Origin of the sequence: Paludibaculum fermentans (assembly GCF_015277775.1) — a bacterium.
Classification (GTDB): Bacteria; Acidobacteriota; Terriglobia; order Bryobacterales; family Bryobacteraceae; genus Paludibaculum; species Paludibaculum fermentans.
The window spans coordinates 8,789,641-8,812,761 of sequence record NZ_CP063849.1; the positions used below are offsets into that span (position 1 = coordinate 8,789,641).

Here is a 23,121-nt window from a genome sequence, read left to right on the forward strand (position 1 = left end):
GGCTCGCGGCAACGCGGTCGGCTCCCCTGGCATTTTTGAATTCACCCTGCTGCCTTCCGTCCGCACTCCACCGCATGACGCTTAGAACGACACTCCTCGTCCTTTCCGGACTCCCGCTCCTGGTGGCCCAGACTCGCCCCGCGGCGCCGCAGGTGCTCTACCTGGAGAAAGTGCGGACCTTCGCCGACACCCTGTTGGCAAACGGCCTGGACCGCTACGGCAGCAAGTCCACGCCGGCCTGGGTTTCGATGCTCGACATCAAAACTCGCCGCATTCCCGAGTCAAAGGACCCCAACTGGCAGCGCTCCTACGACGCCGAAGACTACATGCGCAACGCGCGCGGCAGCAACCTCTATCGCGACATCGCCACCATCCAGACCTTCCTGGAACTCTCGACCCTCACTGGAGATCCGCGCTATCAGCAGGCCGCCGACGCCTACATGTCCTGGTTTATGCAGACCTGCGCGAGCCCCACCACCGGCCTCTTCGCCTGGGGCGAGCACATGTTCTACAACGTCGTCCGGGAAGACATCGAGGCCAACCGCCATGAACTCGAGCGCCAGCTCCCCCCGTGGGAAGAGCTCTGGCGCCTGAATCCCGAGGCTGTCCGCCGCGAGATCGAAGGTCTCTACACCTACCACATCCACGACAAGGAGACCTTCAACTTCGACCGGCACGGCAACTTCTATACCGGCAAGTTCGACGACCCGCAGGTGCGCGGGCCCTACACCAAGCACTCCGGGCTCTACGCCTACTCGTTCCTCTTCCTTTACACAAAGACCGGAGAGCAGAAGCACCTCGACTGGGCGCTCAAGGCCGGGCAGATGTTCTGGAAGGTCCGCAACCCTCAGACGAACCTGATCGGCGGGGCCTGGGCGCCGGTGCAGAGCGGCCCCACCAACCTGCCGGGCCACCTCTCCTGGTATCTCCTTCATGCTTACCGCCTGGACCGCCGGCAGACCGTGCTGCGCGATGTCGCCGCGGGCCTCGCCAAGGCCTATATGCAGGCCTCCTGGGATCCAGTGGCCCGCCGCTACCATCGCGACGTGAATGTCTCTGACGCCAAGCCGCTGCCCGGCTACCTCTCCCCGTGGAGCGACGGACAGGGTGAGTCCGGCATGTTCGGCCAGGCGGCCCTCATGGCTTTCCAGGAGACCGGTGATCCGCAATTCATGGAGTTCGCCCGCCGCTACGCGCAGGCCGCCTTCGAGGATCCCATATCGTCCGGCATCCATCCCGAAACCTACGGCAAGAGCCTCGAGTTCCTCCTCGATATGTTCGAGGCAACCCATGAGACGGCCTACCTCAAGGCGGTCCGCCGCTTCGCCGCCAAAGCCTGCGACACCCTGTTCGAGAACGGTCTCATCAAGGAGACCCCGGACGGCTACATCTACAATGCCTCCTCCGGAGCCGGCGACCTGGCCCACGCGCTGCTGCGCGCCGCGAAAGTCGAATCCGCAGCCGGCGTTCCGGCCTCCGCTGACGACCGTTTCCCCGTCCTCGACTCCTGGTCCTTCCCGAAGCTCGTCAAGGCCGGCCAGCCCGTGTCCATCTCCCTGAAACCGGGCCCGCTGCCGCAAGGCGCGCGGATGGTGCTCATCGCCGATGCCAGCCAGGAGATCCAGCCGTCGATCTCCGCCCCGGGCGTCTACCGGTTCGAACTACCGGCCTCCACAACGGGTGGCGCCCGCCACTTTGCCGCGCGCGTCCGTGTCACGGGCAGCCTCTCCTGGCAGGCCTGGTCCGGTCAGCAGACGGTCTGGACTAGCGAGATCGCCGCCTTTCCCAATATCCTGCTGGGAGGCCAGCCCGCCCCCGGTGTCGAGAGACTCGCCGCGGCGGCAATCAACGGCAGGCCACCAGCCAACGCCCTGCCGTGGTTGTTCCGCCTGCCCGCCGCCGCCACGCGTTCCACCCTCAGCGTGCATCTGACACCGGAGGAGATGGATCCTTACCTGCCCAACTCGCTGAAGCTCTATCGCCAGGTCAACCACACCTGGGTGCCTGTAGCGTCGAAAGTGGACCCCGCGGCCCGCTCGCTCACCACCCAGGCCGCCCCCGGCCTCTACGCCATCGGCGGCGAACCTCGCTTGAACTGGCGCCTGCCCACCGATGGAGCCTTGCTGGTCTCGCCTGTCGTGGCTGACTTCCAGCACGACGGCAAAACCCTCCAGATCGCCCTCGCCACTAACGACATCGACCGGTCGCTCCACTTGCTGCGCCCGGATGGCACCTCCCTTTGGCGCTTCCCGGCCAAGGGCGCCCTCACCACGCCCGTCCTCGTTCAGACCGGCAGCCAGCCGGCCATCGCCTTTGCATCCCTGGACACGCTCTACCTCGTCAACGCCCAGGGCCGGGAACAGTGGAGCCGCAAATTCAATAGCCGCGTCCTGCCGCCTGCCTTCACGCAGGGGCGGCTCTATGCCGCCACCGCCGGCGGTGAACTGCTGGTGCTCGATCCCACCGGCGCCGTCCTATGGAGGTACGCGCTCGGCGCCGCCGCCGTGACTTCGCCCGTGGTCACAGATCTCCTGGGCGACGGCAGCCGAGTCATCCTGCTGGGCGGCGCCGATGCCAAGCTCCACGCCATTGTCGAAAACAAAGGGGAACTCTGGGCGGCGGAGGCCCGCGGACCGCGCTTCCTGCCGCCTGCTGTCGGCGACATCGACGGTGACGGCAAACTGGAAGTCGTCTTCGCCGCCAAGTCCGTCTCCACCGCGCACGAGGTGGTTGCCCTCAACGCGAAGGGCGTCCGCCTCTGGGCCCACGAAGCGCACCGCGAGGGCGAGTGGGCTCCGGTCCTGGCCGACATGCAGGGCCTGGGCTACAAGCAGGTCATCGTCGAGACCGAACTCTCGCCCTGGCCCAAGTGCGAGTTGACGATCCTCGATCGCGACGGCCGCCGTCTGCGCGGCATCCCCATCCAGAGCCGGGTCACACTCATCCCGGTAGCCACTGACCTCGACGCCGATGGCAAGCTCGACCTCGTCTTCCCGTGCAACGAAGACCGCCGCATGCATGCCGTCGCCAACTCCGGAGCCGACCTCTGGAGCTTCGCGCCGAAGAGCCTCAACTACACCGGAGCCAAGATGAAAGGCGGCGGCTCACCGGCCATTGCCGACATCGACGGCGACGGCCGCCTCGAACTCGTGGTCGGCGATGACGAGACCGTGTTGAACTGCATCCGTACCGAAACCCGGCAGCCGCCGCGCACCATTGTCATCGGCGAGTTCCGGCATTCGGGCGCACACACGGGCAATTGATGTTAATCTCGGCGCGCGTGAGGCCCAGGGCCGGGGCCGCCGTGGGGCAGGAGGTGCTGGGACCCTCCTGCCGGCAGTCTCCCACGCGCGAAGGATTCCAGGAAAGGAACAGACTATGAATCAATCAGAAACATGGAGCCGCCGGAAGTTCATCGGCACCTCGTCGGCAGCCTGGATGACAGCCGCCGGCGCGCAGCGCGTCCTCGGCGCCAACGACAAGGTACGCGTCGCCGTGTGCGGCGTGAGGAAGCGCGGCTGGGATCACGTCCGGCAGTTCGCGAAACTGCCTAACGTCGAAGTGGCCGCCATCTGCGAAGTCGACGAGAACGTGCTGAACGGCCGCCTCAAGGATATGGAGAAGCTGGGGCTGCCCAAGCCGAAGACCTACTTTGACGTGCGCCGGCTGCTCGAAGACAAATCGATCGATGCGGTCTCTGTGGCCACGCCTACCAGTTGGCATGCGCTGATCGGCATCTGGGCCTGCCAGGCCGGCAAGGACGCCTATGTCGAGAAGCCCTGTTCCCACAACTGGTGGGAAGGTCGGCAACTGGTCGCCGCGGCGAAGAAGTACAACCGCATCGTGCAGCACGGCACGCAGGGCCGCTCCCGCAAGTCCGGCATGGAGGCCATGACCAAGCTCCACGAAGGACTCATCGGCGACATCTACATGGCGCGCGGCCTCTGCTACAAACGCCGCGACACCATCGGCAAGACTCCGGCCGAGCCCACGCCCGCCGGTGTCCACTACGATCTATGGACCGGACCAGCGCCGCTGCGCCCTTTCACAAAGAATCACTTCCACTACAACTGGCACTGGTTCTGGGACTACGGCAACGGCGACCTTGGCAACCAGGGCATCCACCAGGTCGACATGGCGCGCCACGGCATGCAGCTCAAGTTCCCCAACAAGATCACGGCCATGGGCGGACACTTCGTCTTCGACGACGACCAGGAGACCCCCAACACGTTGTCCTGCGCCTTCCAGTACGACCTGCCCGGAGGCAAACGCAAGATGATCGAGTTTGAGGTCCGCCACTGGATCACCAACCGCGAAGCCGAGATCGGCACGGACTTCATGTACAGCCAGGGCCAGGGTCCCAACACCATCGGCACGATCTTCTATGGCGCGAACGGCTATCTCGCCGTGGGCGACGAGGACACCCTGAACGGCTACCGCTCCTACATCGGCAAGGACATGATCCCGGGGCCGACCCATCATGAGGGCGGCGACCACTTTGCCAACTTCATCGATGTCGTCCGCAGCCGCAAACAGGAGGACCTGCACGCGCCCATCGAGGAAGGTCACATCTCGTGCACCCTGGTCCACCTCGCTAACGCATCTTACCGCCTGGGCCGCACCTTGAACTTCGATCCCGTGGCGGAGAAAGTGATCGGCGACGACGCCGCCAATCGCCTGCTGCGCGACGCCGACCGCGGCTACCGCGCGCCGTTCGTGATTCCGGACAAGGTCTGACCCAGCCAATCGTCTGGAGGGCTGCACTGTACGGACACGCGGGGCTCCGGTGACTTGTGGCTGACTCCCGCAGCCTGCTCCGCGAATCTCAGTGTGTTCCGTGCGGGTGGGCCGGACTGACAGGGCGGCAGTCCGGCCCCTGCGGGGATGAGGAAACAGGATCCTTAGACTTTGCTCAACGCCACCGTCAGCGGTTCCCCGCCCAGCGTCAGCGCAGCGCCGTCCTGAACTTCAGGTTCCAGCACGATGCTCTCCGCCAGCAGTTCCCCTTTCAGGTACTCAGTGTGCGTCTCCACCGCCTCGACGATTCGCGCCGAAGCCTGGTACCGCACCGTGATCCTGTCGGAGATCAGCAGGTTCTGCGCCTTGCGCTGATCCTGCACCAGCCGGTTGAAGTCGCGCGCAATGCCTTCCTGGAGCAGTGCCGGCGTCAGCGTCGTGTCGAGCGCCAGGAACGTGCCGCCCTCCTCCGTGCACTGCAGCGTCGCCGGGCCTTCCCAGAACACGAAGTACTCGTCCTGCGCCACCTCGATCACTTCGTCCCCAACTTTCACTGGGAAGGTCGGGTTCGCACGAACTTCACGCAACGTCGCGGCTTCGAACGCCGCGCTGATCGCCTTCAGGTGCTTGCCGGCGCGCGGCCCCAGCTTCTTGAGATCGGGCTTCAGCCGCGCCTTCACCAGCGCGCCCTCGTCTTCAATCAGCGCCAGTCGCTGGATGTTGCCCTCTTCCAGGATCTGCGCCGCGTACTTCTCGTTCTCCAGGACCTTGCGCTCCTGTTCATCTTTCGGCCGGATGGTGAGAACGCTCAGAGGCTGCCGCACTTTCACCTTGCTCTGCGTCCGCAGGTGCAGCGCCAGGTTCTTGAGGCGGATCACGGCCGCGATCGAGGTTTCCAGCTCCTCGTCCATCAGGCTCTCGTCGGCCACCGGATACGAGGTCAGGTGCACCGACTCTGGAGCGGAGGGATCCACCGCCCGCACCAGGTTCTGGTACACGTGCTCCGTCAGGAACGGCAGCACCGGCGCCATCAGACGGATCACCGTCGTCAGCACCGTGTACAGCGTCTGGTAGGCGTCGTTGTCGCTCTGCCAGAACCGGCGCCGGGAACGCCGCAGGTACCAGTTCGAGAAGTCCTCGTCGAACTCCTGGAAGCGCTCAATCAGCTTGTAATGCTCAAAACTCTGGAACGAACCATGAGCGTCGGCGACCAGGCGTTGCAGGCGGCTCAGCACCCAGCGGTCCAGTTCGTTTGTGCTTGGCTTGGCCTCGGCGGAGGGCTTCCATCCGTCGGCCGAAGCGTACATCACGAAGAAGCTGTAGCAGTTCCAGAAGGTCAGCAGCTTGCGCCGCGCTTCGCCGTCGATCGTCTGGCCCGCCGTCGGCTTCAGGTCAGGGAAGTTCAGGTGCTGCGACGTCTTCTGCTCGGCGTAGATGTAGCGCATCACTTCGGCGCCCAGCACCTCCGCCGCTTCGTCGAACGCAATGGAGTTGCCCTTCGACTTGTGCATCTCCTCGCCGCGCGCGTCGCGCACCAGGCCGTGGCCCAGCAGCGCCTTGAACGGAGCCTTGTTCACCAGCATGGCCGACATGGCCAGCATCGAGTAGAACCAGTTCCGGAACTGGCCGGGGAACGACTCGAGTACGAGATCGGCCGGGAACCACTTCTGCCAGTATTCGTTGTCCGAGGTGAAGCGCATCGTCGAGAACGGCACGATGCCCGCGTCCAGCCAGGGATTGCCCACGTCTTCCACGCGTGTCGCCGTGCCGCCGCAATGCTCGCAGCGCAGCTTCACCTTGTCGATGAACGGCCTGTGCGGCGTGTGGCCTTCGAACTCGTCCCAACCTTCCACCGCCTTCGACTTCAGCTCGTCGTAGCCGCCGATCACCTGGAACGAATGGCACGCGCCGCAGACCCAGATGGGCAGCGCCAGGCCCCAGAAGCGCTTCTTCGAGATCATCCAGTCGCCCATGTTCTTGAGCCAATCCTGCTCACGGGCTTCGCCGTCCGACGGGATCCACTTGATGGTCGGCACGGAGTTCTGGATGCGGTCGCGCCAGTCCATGCGGATGAACCATTCATCCACGGGGCGGAAGATCAGCTCTTCCTTGCAGCGCCAGCAGTGCGGGTAGACGTGCGGGTACTTTTCCTTCGAGACCAGCAGGCCCTTCTCGCGCAGCTCGGTCACGATGTCGTCGGCGATCTCGCTGGCGTGGCGCCCGGTGTAGGCGCCGAAGCCGTCGAGGAAGCGCGCGTTCTCGCCCAGCGGAGCAATCACCGCCAGGTCTTCCTTGCGGCCCAGCGCCTGATCTTCCGCGCCGCAGCCCGGCGCGATGTGGACGATGCCCGTGCCTTCCGCGTCGCTGACGTCCGTCCACGCCACCACGCGATGCGCGTGCCGCGACTGGTTCTGCGCCGGCAGTTCGTCGAACGGGCCGCTGTATTTCAGACCCACCAGGGACGCACCGGAAACCTCACCCAGCACATCCAGCGTGCCGCTGCCCTTCAGGATGGTGCGGATCGAAGGCAGCTTGTGCGTCTCGTGCTTGCCCTCCACCTGGAGATCCTGGATGCGGTCGCGTTCGAAATTGCCCTTGCCGATGTAGTAGGTCCATTCGCCGTGGCGCACCTTCAGGTACGTCATCCCGGGATTCACGGCCGCCGCCACGTTGGAGGTGAGCGTCCACGGAGTGGTCGTCCACACCAGCAGCGCCGTCTTCTCCTCGCCCAGGATGGGGAACCGCACGAACACCGACGTGTGCTGCGTGATCTTGCGCCCTTCGGCCACTTCCATCTGCGAGAGACCGGTGCCGCAGCGTCCGCACCACGGCATGACGTCATGGCCGCGGTAGATGAAGCCCTCGGAATTGCACTTCTTCAGGAACGACCAGATGGTGTAGTTGTTCTCATTGGCGAACGTGAAGTAGCTGCCGCCGTACTCCGCGCTGCCCAGCTTGCCGATGATCTCGCTGGCGCGGGCCGTCACTTCCTTGCCGCTGGGCATGGTGAAGGTCACCACGCGGTCGCCGTCGGCCAGCGCGTCGCGCAGGCCTAACAGCACTTCCGGCTTGTCCCAGTCGCACCAATAGCCCAGGCGGATCGACTGCTCGGTCTGCCGCGTGGCGAAGGTCAGCACGCGCTCCTTGCAGGCGCGCACAAACTTGTCCATGCCATAGTCGGCGATGTCGCGCTTCGTGCCCAGGCCCAGGCTCTTTTCCACTTCCACTTCCACCCACAGGCCCTGGCAGTCGAAGCCGTTCTGGTAGCGCAGTTCCTTGCCGTTCATGGCATGGTAGCGCTGGTACATGTCTTTCAATGTGCGGCCCCAGGCGTGATGTACGCCCATGGGGTTGTTGGCGGTAATCGGCCCGTCCAGAAACGACCACTTCTCCTTGCCGGCATTCTGCGCGCGCAGCTTGGCGAACGTCTGGTTCTGCTCCCAGAAACGGAGCACATCCCGCTCGAGAGCGGGGAAATCGGGCACCTTGGGTACGGGCTGATACATGGTGTTGATGACGGGCCTGAACTTTGGCCCTTCTTCTATTTCAGCACGCCTTGCGGGAATCCGGCCCGGTTGGCTCCAGGCGATACAATATTTGTGGTCGCAAGGAGACCCCCATCATGGACTTCAGTCGTCGTGGATTTCTCGAAATGAACGCTGCTCTGGCCACGTCCATGAGCGCGCAGGTCGCCCCGAACGACCGCATTCAACTGGCCTGCATCGGCTGCGGAGCCCGCGCCCACGAGTTGATGGCCGGCGCCATGGCCCACCCCCAGTTCGAGATCACCCAGGTGGTGGACGCCTACACCGGCCGCACGGAACGCGCGCTCGACCGCATCAAGGAGACCCGCGGCAACACCGCCAAGATCCGCCGCGACTACCGCGAAGTCATCGCCGACAAGTCGGTCGACGCCATCATCTGCGCCACTCCGGACCACTGGCACAAGCAGATCGTCGTCGAGGCCATGAAGGCTGGCAAGGACGTCTATTGCGAGAAGCCTCTCACCTATAAGTCCGCGGAGGGACTGGAGATCATCGCCACGGCCAGGGACACGGGCCGCATGCTGCAGGTGGGCTCCCAGGGCATGAGTACGATGTCGCAGGTCCGGGCTAAGCAGATGATCAAGGAAGGCAAGCTGGGCAAGGTGACGATGATCCGCGCGGCCTACAACCGCAACTCCGCCTCCGGAGCCTGGATCTACCCCATCCCGCCCGACGCCAATCCGCAGACCGTGAACTGGGACATGTTCCTGGGGTCGGCTCCCAAGCACGGCTTCGATCTGGAACGGTTCTTCCGCTGGCGCTGCTATCGCGACTACTCCGGCGGCATTGCCACGGACCTGTTCGTGCATCTCTGCACCACCATCCACTTCCTGATGGACGCCAAAGTGCCGTCCAAGGTGATGGGCATGGGCGGGCTATATCGTTGGAAAGAATCGCGCGACGTGCCCGATACGCTCAATGCCGTACTCGAGTATCCGGAAGGATTCACCGTGAACCTCAGCTCGACGTTCAACAACCAGTCGAGCTCTGAGGCGAGCTTCATGTTCCTGGGTACCGAAGGCACTTTGTCCGTCGGCTGGGGCGAGCTGAAGTACTGGCCGGAGCACATCGGCGAAGACAACCGCTGGATCGTCGAGTCGTGGCCGAAGAAGCTGGAAGAGGCTTATTACAAAGACCCGAAGGTCCAGAAGGAAGAGATGCCGTCGCTCGCCAAGGCCCATCTGGTGGAAGGCGGCACCGAGTGGCGCGAACAGGGGCAGGACGCCACCATCATCCACTTCTGGCACTTTCTGAACTCAATCAAGACCCGCAAATCCTACTGGGAAGACGCGGTGGCGGGCCATCATGCGGCGGCTTGCGCCCACATGGTCAACCAGAGCGCCCGCGAGGGCCGCATGGTGCAATGGGACTTCGCCCGGGACGACGTTAAGGCGTAAGTCCCCAGTTTTCATTGAAGAAGCCGGCCGTGACCACCTTGCCCGGAGTGTGTTCTTCCGGCGGTTGGGTGGTGTCCAGGATCGCCCAGTCGGGCAGCTTGGGCACCTGGCGGGCGTTGTTCAGGTTGTCGAACTCGCGGAACGTCACGCCGCTATTCAGCACCACGTACTTCTTTGGATTCAAAGGATTCGGAAAGATCAGGACGGGTACGTGGGTGGCTGCCGGGTAGCGCCGGCCCTGGAAGACCACGGCCTCGGCGGTCCACTGGACGGGCAGCTTGTCGAGGATGCGGGCCAGGATCCGGTTGCTGTGCGGGTCGCCCCACAACACCAGGTTGCTGGACGCGATCACGTCGTCGGTCACGGCGGAGTCGTCCAGGACCTGGGCGTCGCCCCGGAACTGACGCCGCCACTCGCGGATGGCCCGGCTGAGCTCACTGGCCGTCCACTCGCCCGTCTTTTCCGACAGCGGCGTCCCGCTCGGTTTAACAAATACGAACGAGTCAAGAAAGGCGTCGTCGATAGGACCCTGGAGTCCATGGACTTTGTGGAGTCCGGGCTCCTCACCACCGGCCACCGTCCACCGCCCGGCGGTTTTGCGCAGTTTCACCGTCCAACTGCGGTCGGTTTGCGGTGAATTCACCGTCAGTTTCTGACCGTCCACGGTGACGGTCCGAAAATCGGGCTTCGCGCCGCCCGGCCCGAACTCGAAATTGAGTAAAACAACACCTGTCGTTTTGGCCTCGACGCCGGTTTCCGTTTGCTGGGCGTCGACACGGGCGCGCTGCCAGTGCTTTTCAAGCCCTTCGACCACCACCCACTTCATGCGGTTGTACGAAAGAGTCCAGGTTGTAAAGCGGATCCTGGACGGATAGGGATCGCGGGTCGAGTTGGCGTCCACGATCGCGTTGATTTGTGGTTTCGAATCAGGATGATAGCGGTGGCCAGTGTTGGGACCGTAGACCCGGCTCAACTGCATCCCTTCCAGCTTGAGCTCGCGTTCCATGACGTCCGCCGCCTGTTTCTGCGGATCGATGTCGCCGTTGTAGGCGACCACCGGTAAGTTATAGAAATTAGAGGCGTAATCGGTGGCGTTGTACATGTGCCAGAGCGCCTTCTCCCACTCCGGTGTGGCGGCGATCTGCTCCGGCGTCAGCTTGAGGAATTCCGGTGTTTCGCTAAACCCGGCGCCAGGCGCGGCGGCGGCCCACAATCCGGCATGGTGGGCGGCAATGTGCCAGGCCGCGGCTCCGCCCATGCTAAAGCCGCGAACCACGATCCGGTTGTCGTCGATGGGGTAATGGCGCTTGACGTCCGCCAGCGCCTCGAAGAGATCGACTTCCCCCGCTAACTTATTGGCATTGCAGTATCTTCCATACAGGAACAGGACGATGGAATCGGGCGGTGTGAACTCGCCCACGCTGTGCTCGCGCTCCCACAGGAAGTTCACTTCGCTCAGGACTTCGCTCCGCCCATGGAACCAGGCATCCAGCCGCCAGCGCCGGGGTCCGTTGGGCGGGATGTAGAGCCCATACGGCTGGACACTTTTGTCGATCTTCGAGACGTAGCCGCGCACGACCAGGCCGGTCGCGGTGGTCCAGGGGGCTTCGCCTTTGAGGAGTTGATCAGCCCGGACCTGGCCTTCGCGCAGCAGTTCCTTGGCCTTGAAGATCTCCTCGGATTTGAAGAACTCGTTGTACTGCAAGGCGTAGCGGGCCGCCTCGTGGTAGATCTGCACGTCCGGCAGCAGCGGATTGCCCTTTAGTTTTTCGAGGGACGAGTGCAGGCGTTGGAGGCCGGCCTCGAGGTCCTTGCGGTCGGCGGCGGGAACGTCCACGCCCGGCGGCGGGACGGGGCGGACGGGCTCGGCTTGGAGAGCGGCGGCGAGGATCAGCAGTAGACGGAACATGGGCGTTCCGCCATCTTAACCCGCATGTACGAATTGATGCACACGACGGAAGTACTTCTGGGCGCGGGTGACATCCCTGATGATCTGGGTACGCAAGGCATCGGCGGAGTCGAACTTGCGCTCGGCGCGGAGGCGGAAGAGGAATTCGAGCCTGATGCGGGCGGGGGCAAGGTCGACGAACGGGCCGAACAGAAACGTCTCGATGGTCAGGTGCTGGCCGTCGAAGGTGGGGCGGAAGCCGATGTTGGTGACGGAGTCCCAGCGGCGGCCGGAATCCGGGTCGGTCGTCCGGGTGATGTAGACTCCGTCGGCGGGCAGGGCGGAGGTCGAGTCTTCCAGCGAGCTGGTTTGGAGGTTCAGGGTGGGCACGGTCTGCTTCGAGCCGCGGCCGTCGCCGGGCACCACAGAGCCGGTGATGGAATAGGGGCGTTCCAGCAGGCGATTGGCCTTGTTGATGTTGCCTGCGGCGAGCAGGCCTCGGATTTCGCTGGACGAGACCGGGATGCCGCGCCGGATGAGCAGCGGGACGATTTCGGTCCGGAGGCCAGGGCAGCGGCGCAGGTCCCCGATGGTGCCGGATTGCTTGCGTCCGAAATGGAAGTTGTTGCCGACGATGACGGCGCGGGCGCCCAGGATGTCGAGCAGGACGCGATGCAGGAACTCGTCCGGGGTGAGGTTGGCCAGTTCGCGGTCGAAGGGCAGGATGAGCACCTGCTGGATGCCGTCGGCGGCCATGAGGGCGCACCGTTCATCGGGGGTGGTGAGCAGGCGCGGCGCGCGTTCCGGAGCGACGATCGTGGTGGGGTGTGGATGGAACGTGATGGCCGAGGGCTTCACTCCGAGCTCGGCGGCGGTGGTCAGCGTGCGGCGCATCAGTTCACGATGGCCGGCATGCACGCCGTCGAAGTTGCCGATGGTGACGGCGGAAGGCGCAAAGCCGTGGCGCGCTTCATCGAGGCCGCGAAAGATGCGGATGGGCGTCGTCATGAGTGTGGGTTCAGGCTTCTATCGCGATCTGCAGGCCGTCGTAGGCGAGGTAGACGTGTTCGGGCAGCAGTTCCTGGGCCCGGGCATGGAGCAGGTCGTGCGAGATGTGCGTAAAGTAGGTCGCTTTCGGCTTCAGGCGGGCCACGGTTTTGAGGCTCTGATCCACGGTGGAATGCGTGGGGTGCGGCTTATAGCGGAGGGCATCCAGGAAAAGCACATCAAGGCCTTCCAGCAGGGCCATTGATTCCTCGGGGATCTCGCTGTGATCAGTGAGGTAGGCGGCGCGGCCGAAGCGGTAGCCGTGGCATTCACCGCTGCCGTGCTTCACCGGGATGGGCTTGAACTCGATGCCGTCCACCAGGATGGGCGTGCCGTCGAAGACGTGGGCCTCGATCTTGGGCCGCGACGATTCGGTGGGGCCATCGTGGAAGATGTAGCTGAAGATGCGGCGGATGACCTCCATGGTGAACGCCGAGGCGTAGATGGGGATGGGCTCCTTCTGGCGGTAGTTGAAGGGGCGCAGGTCGTCGAGGCCGAGGATGTGGTCAGCGTGCGGGTGGGTGTAGAGGACGGCGTCGAGCCGGTCCAACTGATGAGTGAGCGCCTGCTGGCGAAAGTCGGGGCCGGTATCGATCATGACGACCCGCTGGTCCCAGCGGACGCACACGGAGGGCCGCAGGCGCGTATCGCGCGGATCATTGGACGTACAGACTTTGCAGTGGCACCCGATGGTGGGCACGCCCACACTGGTGCCGGAGCCGAGGACGGTGAGGGTGAGACTGCGAGGGGCCTCAGCCATTGGCCGGGGCTTCCGCCGTCTTGGAGGCTTCCGCCGCCTTTTTCCCTTCCGCTTCAAATGCCTGCAGATAGCGGAACCTGAGTTCCGTGACCGTATTGTCGAGGTTGCGCTGCTCTTCCAGCAACAGGTTGCCCTTGGTCTTCTCCTGGAGCATGGCGAGCAGGTCGATCATCTTGCGTGCCATGGGGAGTTGGACTTCGGCCGGCTGGTCGCCGCGCGGGTAGAGGCCGAGCTGCATTTCCGCGTCGGCACGGAGAGACAGAACGAGAAAGTCGAAATCGCTCATCGCTCTCCATTGTACGGAGAAGGAGCAAGAAAAATGAAGCACGGTAAGGTTTACATCCGCTTGGGTTGACATCCGACCCAAGTCAGCCAATACTGATGTCGGATGCCTACCCAAAAGCCTGACGATGATCGCATCGCCCTGTTGCAGGGCACGCTCGACCTGCTGATTCTGAGAATGCTCGTTTTGGGCCCGCGGCACGGGCAGGGCATTGCGCGGCATATCCAGCAGACCTCGGAAGACACCTTCCTGGTGGATCATGGGTCGTTGTACCTGGCACTGCAGAGGCTGGAGGATAAAGGCTGGATCAGTGCGGAGTGGGGCGTATCGGACAACAACCGCAAGGCGCGGTTCTATTCGCTTACGGACGAGGGCCGGGCTCAATTGGCTGTGAAGGCCAGCCAGTGGCGGCGGCTGGCCCGGGCGATCGGGCTGATTCTGGGACCGGAAGAGCAGGAGGCATAGATGGCCATGTTCTGGCGGCGCAAACGGAGTGTGAACGACTTTCAGGAAGAGATCCGGGCGCACCTGGAACTCGAGGCGGAGGCCTTGAAGCAGGAGGGGCTGTCCGAAAGGGAGGCGCGGCTGGCGGCCAAGAAGGCGTTCGGCAATGTGCTGGGCGCCGAGGAACGGTTCTATGAGAAGAACCGCCTGCGCTGGCTGGACGAGTTTTCACAGGATTTGCGGCACGGGCTGCGGATGATGCGGAAGGCTCCCGGATTCACGGCCGCTGTCGTGGCGACACTGGCGTTGGGCATGGGTGCGAATACGGCGATCTTCAGCCTGATCGACGCGGTGCTGCTGCGGTCGCTGCCCGTGCAGGCGCCGGAGCAACTGGTGTTCCTGGCGGCTGCGGGCCCAAAGGGCCGGGGGCCGGCTCCGCCCTATCCCTGTTTCGAGCGCTTCCGGACGCAGACGGCGTCGTATTCGGGCATGGCCGCGTTCACGAACACCGATGTGGGGATCCGTTTCGACGGGCCCATTGAGCAGGTGGATGCGGCGCGGGTCTCTGGCGATTACTTCCGGCTGTTGGGCATCAAGCCGGCGGCGGGCCGGCTGTTGACCCCGGAGGACGCAAGACTGGATCCACCTGTGGCGGTGATCAGCTACGACTTCTGGCAGCGCCGATTTGGCGGTAGCCCGAGTGCGATCGGGCACACCTTCAAGTGGGACGGGGTGATGGGTGGCCAGTTGTTCACGATTGTCGGCGTGACCGCCGCGGAGTTCCGTGGCTTGCTGCCGGGCCGTACCGACGATCTCACCATTCCCATGTCATTGACCGACGAGATGCTGAAGGACACAGGTTCCTGGTGGTTCAGTGCGGTGGCTCGGCTGAAACCGGGGGTGAATCCGGAGGTGGCGCGCCAGGAGACAGACCGCATCTTCCAAACCTTCATGGATGAGTTCCCCGTTCCGGCCGAAGTAAGGCGCAACAATTTTCACCACTTGGAACTGGCGCCTGCCTCGCAAGGCCTGGACCAATTGCGGCGGCGATTCTCGAAGCCGCTGTGGGCCCTCATGGTCGTGGTAGGCCTGGTGTTGTTGATTGCGTGCGCCAACATCACGAACCTGCTGCTGGCGCGATCGGCGCAGCGGGCGCGCGAGTTCGCGCTGCGGGTGGCGATTGGGGCCGGACGGGGGCGGCTGTTCCGGCAGTTGTTGACGGAGACCGGGCTGCTGTTCGCGGCGGGTGCGGTGACCGGCCTGCTGGTCGCCTTGTGGGCCGTGCGCGGGCTGACCTCGTTTTTCGCCGGCGGCGCAAGACCGATTCAATTGGAGGTTCATTGGGATTGGCGCGTGCTGGGCTTCACGGTGGGCGCCTCGCTGCTGGCCTCGCTGCTGTTTGGTGCGGCTCCGATGCTGCGTGCGCTGCGATCGGATCCGAACGGCGCGATGAAGGATGGCGGACGATCGACCATGTCGCGCGGCGGCGGGCGCCTGGGGCAGTTGCTGGTGGCCTTCCAGGTGGCGCTTTCGCTGATCCTGCTGGTGGGCGCGACCCTCTTTCTGCGGACCTTGCAGAATCTCCATCGGCAGGACATGGGGTTCAACGTGAGCCGGGTGGCGCTGGTGGGCGTGCATCTGCCGCATGATTCCTATCCGGAGGCGGAGAACCGTACCGCTTTGTGGGACCGGCTGCTGCCGGAGGTGCGGTCGTTGCCAGGCGTGGAAGCGGCGGCCTTGTCGTCCATGACCCCGTTGGATGGGAACGGGCGGGGTGTTGCGTTCGACGCTCCAGGCTTCCAGTCGGAGTCGCGTGAGGCGCACAGCATAGGCCTGATCACCGCCAGTGACGGCTACTTTCGGACCTTGGGAATCCCGCTGTTGCGCGGGCGTGACTTCACGGACCGCGACCGGGCGGGGACGCCGTACGTCGGCCTGATCAACGAGAGTGCGCGCAAGCACTTCTTTGGCGACAAGGATCCGATCGGGACGGATGTTGTCATGAACAAGAGGACGGTGCGGATTATCGGCGTGGTGTCCGACGTGATGCAGGAGGATCTGCGGAAGGCGCCGCGGCGCTTCCTGTACATCTCGATCCGCCAGCCGATGGACATGGGCGCGCGGCAGACCTTAAGCGTGAAGACCGCCGGAGATCCCGAGCTGGTGCTGCCGGCGGTATTGGCCCGTTTGCGAGGCCTGGGTCCGGATGTCCACATCCTGCGCAGTGGGACACTGGCCCGGCAGATGGATGAGTGGCTGATCCAGGAGCGCCTGATCTCCACCCTGGCGACGGCGTTCGGCCTGCTGGCGCTGGTGCTCTCGGCCGTGGGCCTGTATGGAGTGCTGTCGTACTCCGTGGCCCGGAAAACCTCCGAGATCGGGGTGCGGATGGCACTGGGCGCGATGCCGGGCCAGGTGGCGTGGTCGATCCTTCGCAGGACCATGGGCGTGATCGCGCTGGGCCTGGCAGTGGGGATCCCGGTCTCCGTGCTGGTGTCGCATGCCGCGGAATCGATGTTGTTCGGCGTCACGCCGGCGGACGGAGTATCGCAGTTGATTGCGGCGGCGCTGCTGGGCTTGGTGGCCATGGCCGCAGGTTATCTGCCGGCCCGGCGGGCTGGACGGGTGGATCCGCTCACGGCGCTGCGGCACGAGTAGCGTGCTAGCCGAAGAGTTTCACGGGCCGCTGATCGTAGGCCTTGAGCGCTTCGGCGTAGCGGACGCCGCAGGTGGCTCCGCGATAGGCCGCAATGGCGGTCTTCAGGTCGACGGCGGAGTCGCGCTGGGCCGGGTCGTAGGCCTGGTTGCGCATCAGCGCCATGAGCTTGGCCAGCCATTCGCTGGCTGCGGCCCACTCCGCCGTCACGTCGACAAAGGTGTCCGGTTCAAAGCCTCGGGTGTGGCGCGGGCCGTTGTCGTAGTAATAGATCTGGCGGGGCGCGACCGCATCGGTGCGGCCCAGGATCTGGTTCGCGTTCTTCACGGCGATCTCGCAGAGCGGGGAGGCGACACGGTGGTCGTCGTGGGTATCGCTATGCCAGAGGATGATCGCCATGTCAGGCTTCACGTCGGCGACAAGCTCCGCCACCTTCTGCTTCGCGGGGGTGGTGACGTCGAACATGTGCGAGGAGAAATCGAGGAAGCGCATCTCGGCGCCGTAGTGGTGCGCGAGCTCCTTTGAGCCGTCGACGAGGGCCTTTTCACGGCCCTTCACCGGAGCCCAGTTGGTGTAGTCGCCGATGAGGGCCGCGATCACCACACGCCAGCCTTGCTGAATGGCCTGGAGCATGGTGCCGGGCACTCCAAAGACACAGTCGTCGTAGTGGGCCCCCATGGCCAGGAGAGTCTTTGGCATTGGAGACAATGCTAACTCAGAAAGGCGGACTGGCGCGCCGGCCGTGGTGAGGTTTGATTTTCTTCGCTCAAGGCATGCGCCACGAAAGGAGTAGGATGTGGGCAGGCTAAACATGCGATGAATCAGCAAGCGAAAACTTCGGAAATTGTACGCATTCTCGGATTTGCGGGCGGATTGGTGGCCTGCGGGGTGATATCAGGCAATGTGTTATTCAAATCGAAGGAGGTGGGTACATTTCTGGTGCCGATTCCTTTCGCCGTGCTCTGCGGAGTGGTATGCGTGCGGCCTTGGCAGCGGCTGCTGCCGGCCGTGCTGCTGGTCTGCCTGGCTTGGCACCTGGCGTTTTCCGTCGCAATTCGGGGCGATCAAAACAGCCACGCAGCCATCGGAATGTATCTGGCCGGTTTGGTGGGTGGGCTGGTTGTGGGCCTGGGCATGGCTGTGGGGTGGGGCAAGGGCGGCTGGGTGCGCATCAGCGCGATGACCGGCGCCGTGGGCCTGGTGTCGGCCTGGCCGTTTACCCTGCGGTGGCCGGAGTATGGCATGAGCCTCTGCTTCGTGGTGTGGCAGGTGTCGGTGGGCATGTGCGTGTACGCCTTGGCGAGGCTGGCGAGGTGGCGTGGAGAGACTGGTCTCCAAAGCGCGGAGAAACTGTCGCAATAGCCTCTGAATCTCGATCTCCGCGCCCACGCCGCTTCGACGGTGAAGCGGAGTGGATCATCCGTGGCGTCACCCGCTCAGCGCACGACGACGTGGACCGGCCGGAGTGCGTTGTTGCAGTAGCCGAAGTGGTTCCATTCCGGCGATTCCGGCTGGACGCGGCCGTCGAGGTCGGCGGCCCGGGCTCGGATGACGCAATTGCCGGGCACTTCCACGCGGGTCAGTAATTCCCACCACTGCCAGCTATGCCGCTTTCTGTCGCCCAGCAGGCGGGCCTCCAGCCACGGGCCTTCGTTCAGTTTCACTTTGACTCCGGCGATGGGGGCCGCACCGGACCACGCTACCCCGCGCACTACGAGTTCGCCGCGCTCGACGGACGAGTGCGGCGCCGGCTCAGTGATCAGGCTGCGCACTCGTTGCAGCCGGACCGGTTCCCGCTCCACCCGTCCGTCGACTTGGTGGTCGATGTAGTAGCGTTCGGTTTGATAGAAGGCCTCGAAGGGCCGGTCGATGACTTCAATTTCCGTCAGCCATTTGACCGAGGCGACGGCGTACCAACTGGGCACGATCACGCGCAAGGGAAAGCCGTGCTGCAGGGGCAGCGCCTCGCCGTTCATGGCATAGGCGAGCAGGGTTTCCGAGAAGCGAGCCTCGTCGATGCTCAGGCTGCGCTCGAAAAGGACCGGGCTGGAGTGGCCATCGACGAGGCCGCTATCGGCGCCCCGGAAGACGATGTGCTGCGCGCTGGGCTGGACGCCTGCGCGCTGGAGCACCTCCAGCAAAGGCACGCCGGTCCATTCCGCGGTGCTGACGGCGCCGAGGTTCCATTGCTCGCCGCTGGTTTTGGGCTCCATGGTGGAACGGCCGTTGCCGGCGCATTCCAGGGTCACCAGCCTTGACTGCGCGGGCAGGTTCGCGATGTCCCGCCAGGAGAGGCTGAGGGGGTTGTCGACCAGGCCGTGCACGCGGAGCCGCCATGTTTCGCGGTCGAGTTTCGGAATCTGAAAGTGGTTGCGGATATAGAACCGGGCGTTCGGCATGACGATGCCGCCGATGAGATCGGGGATGGAGATCTCGCCGTTCAGCGGGTGAGCACGATGGACCACCAGGCCGTCTTCGATTGCCTGCTGGCAGGCCTCTTCGGGATCGAGCGCCGGCATAGCGTCATCCTCGGGGGCATCCGAGGCCCCGCATCCGCCTCTTGAAACGACACCGGCGCAAGTGGAAGCAGGGTAGACGTCCAGGCTGCCGGCGAGGGCGAAGGGCGCCATGAAGTCGAGAACCTGATCCTGGCCGGCCGCTTCGACGATTAGGTAAACGGTGTGTTCCCCACGCACCACCGCTTCAGCCCGCATGGTGACGCCGTGTTTGCGCACATTGGGGCGGCTGAGGTGGTTGAGGAGATCGGCGCCATGATCCGGGTCCGCCGCAGGGCAGGTTTCGGGAGCGTGCTGATGTCGAACGATGAAGAGAGGCATAGGGATTGGCGGCGGCCAGGCGCCACGGGCCGCTGCGTTGCCTCCACCGGTCTTTCGGGCGGCGGAAGCGGCAGCGGCCCCCGTGTCGAGATTATTCCGGCTGGGGCACGATCCTCAGATACGGTTTGAGCGTCTTCCAGCCGTTGGGGTACTTCTGTTTGGCTTCCTCGTCGGACACCGCGGGGACGATGATGACGTCCTCCCCCTGCTTCCAGTTCACCGGAGTGGCTACTTTGTGAGCGGCGGTGAGCTGCATGGAGTCGAGAACCCGCAGCACCTCGTCGAAGTTCCGGCCGGTGGTCATGGGGTAGATCAGCATCAGCTTGATCTTCTTGTCGGGGCCGACAATGAAGACGGTGCGGACAGTGGCATTGTTGGCGGCGGTACGGCCCTCCGATGTGGTTCCGGCCTCGGCGGGCAGCATGTCGTAAAGCTTCGCGACATTGAGTTCCGGGTCGCCGATCATCGGGTAATTCACGGCGTAGCCCTGGGTCTCCTCAATGTCGGCGGCCCACTTGCCGTGGTTGGTAACGGGATCCACGCTCAACCCGATGACCTTGCAGTTTCTCTTCTCGAATTCAGGCTGCAGGCGAGCCACATAGCCGAGTTCGGTGGTGCAGACGGGGGTGAAGTCCTTGGGATGGGAGAACAGGATCGCCCATCCATCTCCGATCCATTCGTGGAAGTGGATGGGTCCCTGCGTGGTTTCAGCGGAAAAATCGGGGGCTACATCGTTGATGCGCAAGCTCATGGCTAGTCTCCTATTTCGGTTGGATATTCGTGGTGCAAGGCGTCAAAGCACGGCGGGTGCGAGTTTCAGGCTGGCCGCTTCCCAGGCGGCGAGACCGCCGGCCATTTCTATTAAGAGCGTAATTCCATTCTGATGCAGGATGCTGGCGGCGATGGACGACCGGTAACCGCCGGCGCAATGGACCGCGATGCGGCAGTCTCGGGGGATCTCCGAGAGGCGCTCCTGGAGATGGTTGAGAGGCACGTTCAGGCTGCCGGCAATGTGTTTGGCCGCCCACTCGCGCGGGTTCCTGACATCGAGAAGAAGAGGCGGATTGTTGCCGGCCAGTTCTTCGGCGACGACGGGGGCGCTGACGCGTTCCGTGGGCCAGACTAGGTCTGGTCGACCAGCCAGGGCTTCCATTCCACTGCCGAGGTAGCCTTTGACATGATCGAAGCCGATGCGGCCCAGGCGGAGGGCTGCCTCCTGCTCCCGGCCGGGCTCTGAGATGATCACGATTGGTTTGGAGCGGTCGAGCACCGTGCCGGCCCAGGTGGCGTACTGCCCGCCCAATCCGATGTTGATGCTGCCGGCGAGGTGGCCTTTGGCATACTCGGCCGGATCGCGGACATCGAGAATCTGGGCTCCGGCATCGCCCATGGCAAGGACCTCGTTGAGATCGACGGGCTGCAGGACTCGTTGGAGGTTGCGGTCCAAGGTGGCGTGCTCGCGGGTGTTCAGGATGGCGTCGTAAGTGAAGTAGGGAGGGGCGTCGGGCTGGTCTGCCGTGACAAGGCGAATGAACTCTTCCCTGGACATGGGCTGCAGCGCATAGTTCATGCGGCGCTGCGCGCCGAGCGGAGAGACGGTGTCAGCGGAGAGCGATTTGCCGCACAGCGAGCCGGCGCCATGGGCGGGGTAGACTAGCGTTTCGTCGGGCAGCGTGAGGAGTTTGCCGTGCAGGGAGTCGTAGAGGTGGGAACCCAGGTCGTTGGCGGTCCAACCGAGAGAAGCCCGCAGGTCGGGGCGCCCGACGTCTCCAATGAAGAGCGTGTCGCCTGTGAGGACGGCGTGGGGCTGCGTCGCGTCCTTTTGGAGATCAAAGACCAGGATCGAAATCGACTCGATGGTATGGCCGGGTGTTTCCAGCACCTGCAGGCGTAGGCCAGGGAAGTCGAGCGTGTCACCATCGTGCATTGGCTGGAAGGCGTACTCCGCCTGTCCGCGGGCACCGAGATGGATGGTAGCTCCGCATTGGTCGCGCAATTCCAGGTGGCCGGCGAGGAAGTCCGCGTGGAAGTGCGTCAGGAAAACGTGGCGGATCTGCAGTCCGAAGGCCTCAGCGTCGGCCAGATATTTTTGGATGTCGCGCTGCGGGTCGACAATGATAGCGGTGGTGCTGGCCTCGTCTCCCAGCAGGTAGGAGGCGTGCGCGAGGCAGCCCAGGTAGTACTGTTTCAGGATCATAGGGTTCCCAAGAAAGTGTGTGCCGACCGCCTGCCGCGCGATCCCCTCCCCTTTCCCAGAGAGGCAGGGGATCGCAGCGCTCGCCCCAGGCGCTGAGCACCTCCGCGCCCGTCACTCGAAGGCGCGGCAGCTCGCGCCGCGGAGCTAAGTGGTTTGAACCAGTTGGTCATTTACAAGGCGAAATCCCTCCGGTAGCTTGCCTACGATGGAGGAGAGTTGCGCGAGTACCTGGCAGAAGGCCTTGTAGTCCTGCTGCTGAAACATGTTCCGGATGTAGACGGTGCTGTCACCCAATGCGCCGGTGCCGGCGAAGCCATAAACATCCTTCCAGTCCAGCGGCCCCAGGTGTGCGATCTCCGCTTCCTGCTTCGTGATTCCGCCTTTGCCGGACTTGATCAGGAAACCGGATTCGATCCTGAGCGCGTAAACCCAATAGCCCAATGTGACTTCGCGGGCATACTCCATGAAGTCCTGATTTCTTGGCTTAGCGTGAGCGCCTCCGGCGGTCCCGTCGGCAGCTTCCCTCGCCTTTTTGATTTCGCGGGTTGTGGAGATGTAGCCCTTGAGAAACGAGTCGTCTGTCATGCCCTGAAGATGCATTCGCTCATTCGAAAGCACCTGGCGCCAGAAGTGGTATTCGGTGAGGAGCCGGCGGTCGGCTGGGGAAACCTGATTAATCAGGTACCCGGCCATATCATCCTCGGTGGGAATAGTAATGCCCGGAATTGCCCGGCGCTTCAGGTATGCGACAAACTCGGTGGCGATCGCCTTCATGTAGGTGGCATCGGTCCTGGCGGCGGGCGGCTGGAAGCCCCGGGATGCCCGGATCTGTTCCGGTTTCCGGCGGTCCCCGCGGAAGGCGTAGGCACCCACCTGCTCAAAGAGTTGCATGTGATCCCAGGCACTCAACATGCCCGCCGGGCGTTTGAAGCCGGTCCTTAGGGTGCACGGCACTTCCTTGCCGCCGCGGCCCGCCCCGATGGTAACCGCCCTGGGTTGTAAAGACGGAGTGGCCGGACGGGCGGGCGCCGCGGATCTCCAACCATAGTCGATCAGCTTCTGCAGTTCCGCCGAATAGTTGAACTGCTTGACGAACATGCCGGTGATGCCGATGTAACCGTTGTTGCCATCGTGGTGATCCAGCCGCTCGCCCCAGGGTTCCCAAGCGGTGAACTCCCGCAAGTCTTTGTAGAACTTGTTTCTGATCTGCATCGGCTGGGCGGGCGATTGCGTTCGTTGACCGAACCGCGACCTGAGCCCACTGAATGCGGAAGCTACCGTTGCCATGAAATTCCTCCTGCGGTCCGCGCCTGCTCTGAGCGCCCGCCTG

16 protein-coding genes are annotated in these 23,121 nt (G+C 64.0%); 6 read left to right on the plus strand and 10 right to left on the minus strand.

Going from position 1 to position 23,121, the window contains the following annotated elements:
- The first annotated feature begins 74 nt into the window (after positions 1 to 74).
- Both IRI77_RS34965 and IRI77_RS34970 read left to right on the plus strand, forming a co-directional pair.
- Positions 75 to 3,263: an outer membrane protein assembly factor BamB family protein gene (locus IRI77_RS34965; protein ID WP_194449549.1), complete on the plus strand. Its 3,189-nt coding sequence runs from the start codon at positions 75 to 77 to the stop codon at positions 3,261 to 3,263.
- Between the two features lie 115 nt (positions 3,264 to 3,378).
- The gene (locus IRI77_RS34970) at positions 3,379 to 4,737 is read left to right on the plus strand and encodes a Gfo/Idh/MocA family protein (protein ID WP_194449550.1); all 1,359 of its coding nucleotides are present in this window, start codon (positions 3,379 to 3,381) and stop codon (positions 4,735 to 4,737) included.
- Between the two features lie 164 nt (positions 4,738 to 4,901).
- On the opposite strand, the gene IRI77_RS34975 is transcribed toward IRI77_RS34970, so the two are convergent.
- Positions 4,902 to 8,243 (minus strand): class I tRNA ligase family protein, encoded by a 3,342-nt coding sequence (locus tag IRI77_RS34975; RefSeq protein ID WP_194449551.1) that lies wholly within the window; start codon positions 8,241 to 8,243, stop codon positions 4,902 to 4,904.
- A gap of 116 nt (positions 8,244 to 8,359) precedes the next feature.
- On the opposite strand from IRI77_RS34975, the gene IRI77_RS34980 reads away from it, so the two are divergent.
- On the plus strand, positions 8,360 to 9,679 hold the full coding sequence (locus IRI77_RS34980) for a Gfo/Idh/MocA family protein (RefSeq protein WP_194449552.1): 1,320 nt from the start codon (positions 8,360 to 8,362) through the stop codon (positions 9,677 to 9,679).
- Here the strand turns inward: IRI77_RS34980 and IRI77_RS34985 are convergent.
- From IRI77_RS34985 to IRI77_RS35000, 4 genes are read right to left on the minus strand one after another with little or no spacing between them, the layout of a single operon-like run.
- Positions 9,669 to 11,588 (minus strand): prolyl oligopeptidase family serine peptidase, encoded by a 1,920-nt coding sequence (locus IRI77_RS34985; protein WP_194449553.1) that lies wholly within the window; start codon positions 11,586 to 11,588, stop codon positions 9,669 to 9,671. The two genes, IRI77_RS34980 and IRI77_RS34985, sit on opposite strands and share 11 nt — an antisense overlap.
- A gap of 15 nt (positions 11,589 to 11,603) precedes the next feature.
- Positions 11,604 to 12,575: a riboflavin biosynthesis protein RibF gene (gene ribF / locus IRI77_RS34990; protein WP_228486483.1), complete on the minus strand. Its 972-nt coding sequence runs from the start codon at positions 12,573 to 12,575 to the stop codon at positions 11,604 to 11,606.
- A 10-nt stretch (positions 12,576 to 12,585) separates the two neighbouring features.
- Positions 12,586 to 13,374, minus strand: a complete 789-nt coding sequence (locus tag IRI77_RS34995; protein WP_194449554.1) for an MBL fold metallo-hydrolase — start codon at positions 13,372 to 13,374, stop codon at positions 12,586 to 12,588.
- Complete coding sequence (locus tag IRI77_RS35000; RefSeq protein WP_194449555.1) at positions 13,367 to 13,660, minus strand: DUF1844 domain-containing protein; 294 nt, start codon at positions 13,658 to 13,660, stop codon at positions 13,367 to 13,369. The genes IRI77_RS34995 and IRI77_RS35000 overlap by 8 nt, the downstream gene beginning before the upstream one ends.
- A gap of 102 nt (positions 13,661 to 13,762) precedes the next feature.
- Between IRI77_RS35000 and IRI77_RS35005 the strand changes: the two genes are divergently transcribed.
- Together IRI77_RS35005 and IRI77_RS35010 are read left to right on the plus strand one after the other, a co-directional pair.
- On the plus strand, positions 13,763 to 14,122 hold the full coding sequence (locus IRI77_RS35005) for a PadR family transcriptional regulator (RefSeq protein WP_194449556.1): 360 nt from the start codon (positions 13,763 to 13,765) through the stop codon (positions 14,120 to 14,122).
- A complete protein-coding gene (locus IRI77_RS35010; RefSeq protein WP_194449557.1) occupies positions 14,123 to 16,759 on the plus strand; it encodes an ABC transporter permease in 2,637 nt (878 codons plus the stop codon).
- Positions 16,760 to 16,763: 4 nt separating this feature from the next.
- Here the strand turns inward: IRI77_RS35010 and IRI77_RS35015 are convergent, their stop codons facing one another.
- Entirely contained in the window at positions 16,764 to 17,456 is a 693-nt protein-coding gene (locus IRI77_RS35015) for a PIG-L deacetylase family protein (protein WP_194449558.1), read from the minus strand.
- A gap of 240 nt (positions 17,457 to 17,696) precedes the next feature.
- On the opposite strand from IRI77_RS35015, the gene IRI77_RS35020 reads away from it, so the two are divergent.
- Entirely contained in the window at positions 17,697 to 18,119 is a 423-nt protein-coding gene (locus tag IRI77_RS35020; protein WP_194449559.1) for a hypothetical protein, read from the plus strand.
- 74 nt (positions 18,120 to 18,193) lie between these two features.
- On the opposite strand, the gene IRI77_RS35025 is transcribed toward IRI77_RS35020, so the two are convergent.
- From IRI77_RS35025 to IRI77_RS35040, 4 genes are all read right to left on the minus strand, one after another.
- On the minus strand, positions 18,194 to 19,594 hold the full coding sequence (locus tag IRI77_RS35025; protein ID WP_194449560.1) for a sulfite oxidase: 1,401 nt from the start codon (positions 19,592 to 19,594) through the stop codon (positions 18,194 to 18,196).
- 91 nt (positions 19,595 to 19,685) lie between these two features.
- Positions 19,686 to 20,345 (minus strand): peroxiredoxin, encoded by a 660-nt coding sequence (locus IRI77_RS35030; RefSeq protein WP_194449561.1) that lies wholly within the window; start codon positions 20,343 to 20,345, stop codon positions 19,686 to 19,688.
- A gap of 42 nt (positions 20,346 to 20,387) precedes the next feature.
- A complete protein-coding gene (locus IRI77_RS35035) occupies positions 20,388 to 21,791 on the minus strand; it encodes an MBL fold metallo-hydrolase (RefSeq protein ID WP_194449562.1) in 1,404 nt (467 codons plus the stop codon).
- Positions 21,792 to 21,935: 144 nt separating this feature from the next.
- Positions 21,936 to 23,003, minus strand: a complete 1,068-nt coding sequence (locus tag IRI77_RS35040; protein WP_194449563.1) for a hypothetical protein — start codon at positions 23,001 to 23,003, stop codon at positions 21,936 to 21,938.
- Positions 23,004 to 23,121: the final 118 nt, after the last annotated feature.

What these genes read in the sequence shown, in the direction of transcription:
- IRI77_RS34965 (WP_194449549.1), top strand. Translation starts at nt 75, where the DNA reads ATGACGCTTAGAACGACACTCCTCGTCCTTTCCGGACTCCCGCTCCTG.
- IRI77_RS34970 (WP_194449550.1), top strand. Translation starts at nt 3,379, where the DNA reads ATGAATCAATCAGAAACATGGAGCCGCCGGAAGTTCATCGGCACCTCG.
- IRI77_RS34975 (WP_194449551.1), bottom strand. Translation starts at nt 8,243, where the DNA reads ATGTATCAGCCCGTACCCAAGGTGCCCGATTTCCCCGCTCTCGAGCGG.
- IRI77_RS34980 (WP_194449552.1), top strand. Translation starts at nt 8,360, where the DNA reads ATGGACTTCAGTCGTCGTGGATTTCTCGAAATGAACGCTGCTCTGGCC.
- IRI77_RS34985 (WP_194449553.1), bottom strand. Translation starts at nt 11,588, where the DNA reads ATGTTCCGTCTACTGCTGATCCTCGCCGCCGCTCTCCAAGCCGAGCCC.
- ribF (WP_228486483.1), bottom strand. Translation starts at nt 12,575, where the DNA reads ATGACGACGCCCATCCGCATCTTTCGCGGCCTCGATGAAGCGCGCCAC.
- IRI77_RS34995 (WP_194449554.1), bottom strand. Translation starts at nt 13,374, where the DNA reads ATGGCTGAGGCCCCTCGCAGTCTCACCCTCACCGTCCTCGGCTCCGGC.
- IRI77_RS35000 (WP_194449555.1), bottom strand. Translation starts at nt 13,660, where the DNA reads ATGAGCGATTTCGACTTTCTCGTTCTGTCTCTCCGTGCCGACGCGGAA.
- IRI77_RS35005 (WP_194449556.1), top strand. Translation starts at nt 13,763, where the DNA reads ATGCCTACCCAAAAGCCTGACGATGATCGCATCGCCCTGTTGCAGGGC.
- IRI77_RS35010 (WP_194449557.1), top strand. Translation starts at nt 14,123, where the DNA reads ATGGCCATGTTCTGGCGGCGCAAACGGAGTGTGAACGACTTTCAGGAA.
- IRI77_RS35015 (WP_194449558.1), bottom strand. Translation starts at nt 17,456, where the DNA reads ATGCCAAAGACTCTCCTGGCCATGGGGGCCCACTACGACGACTGTGTC.
- IRI77_RS35025 (WP_194449560.1), bottom strand. Translation starts at nt 19,594, where the DNA reads ATGCCTCTCTTCATCGTTCGACATCAGCACGCTCCCGAAACCTGCCCT.
- IRI77_RS35030 (WP_194449561.1), bottom strand. Translation starts at nt 20,345, where the DNA reads ATGAGCTTGCGCATCAACGATGTAGCCCCCGATTTTTCCGCTGAAACC.
- IRI77_RS35035 (WP_194449562.1), bottom strand. Translation starts at nt 21,791, where the DNA reads ATGATCCTGAAACAGTACTACCTGGGCTGCCTCGCGCACGCCTCCTAC.
- IRI77_RS35040 (WP_194449563.1), bottom strand. Translation starts at nt 23,003, where the DNA reads ATGCAGATCAGAAACAAGTTCTACAAAGACTTGCGGGAGTTCACCGCT.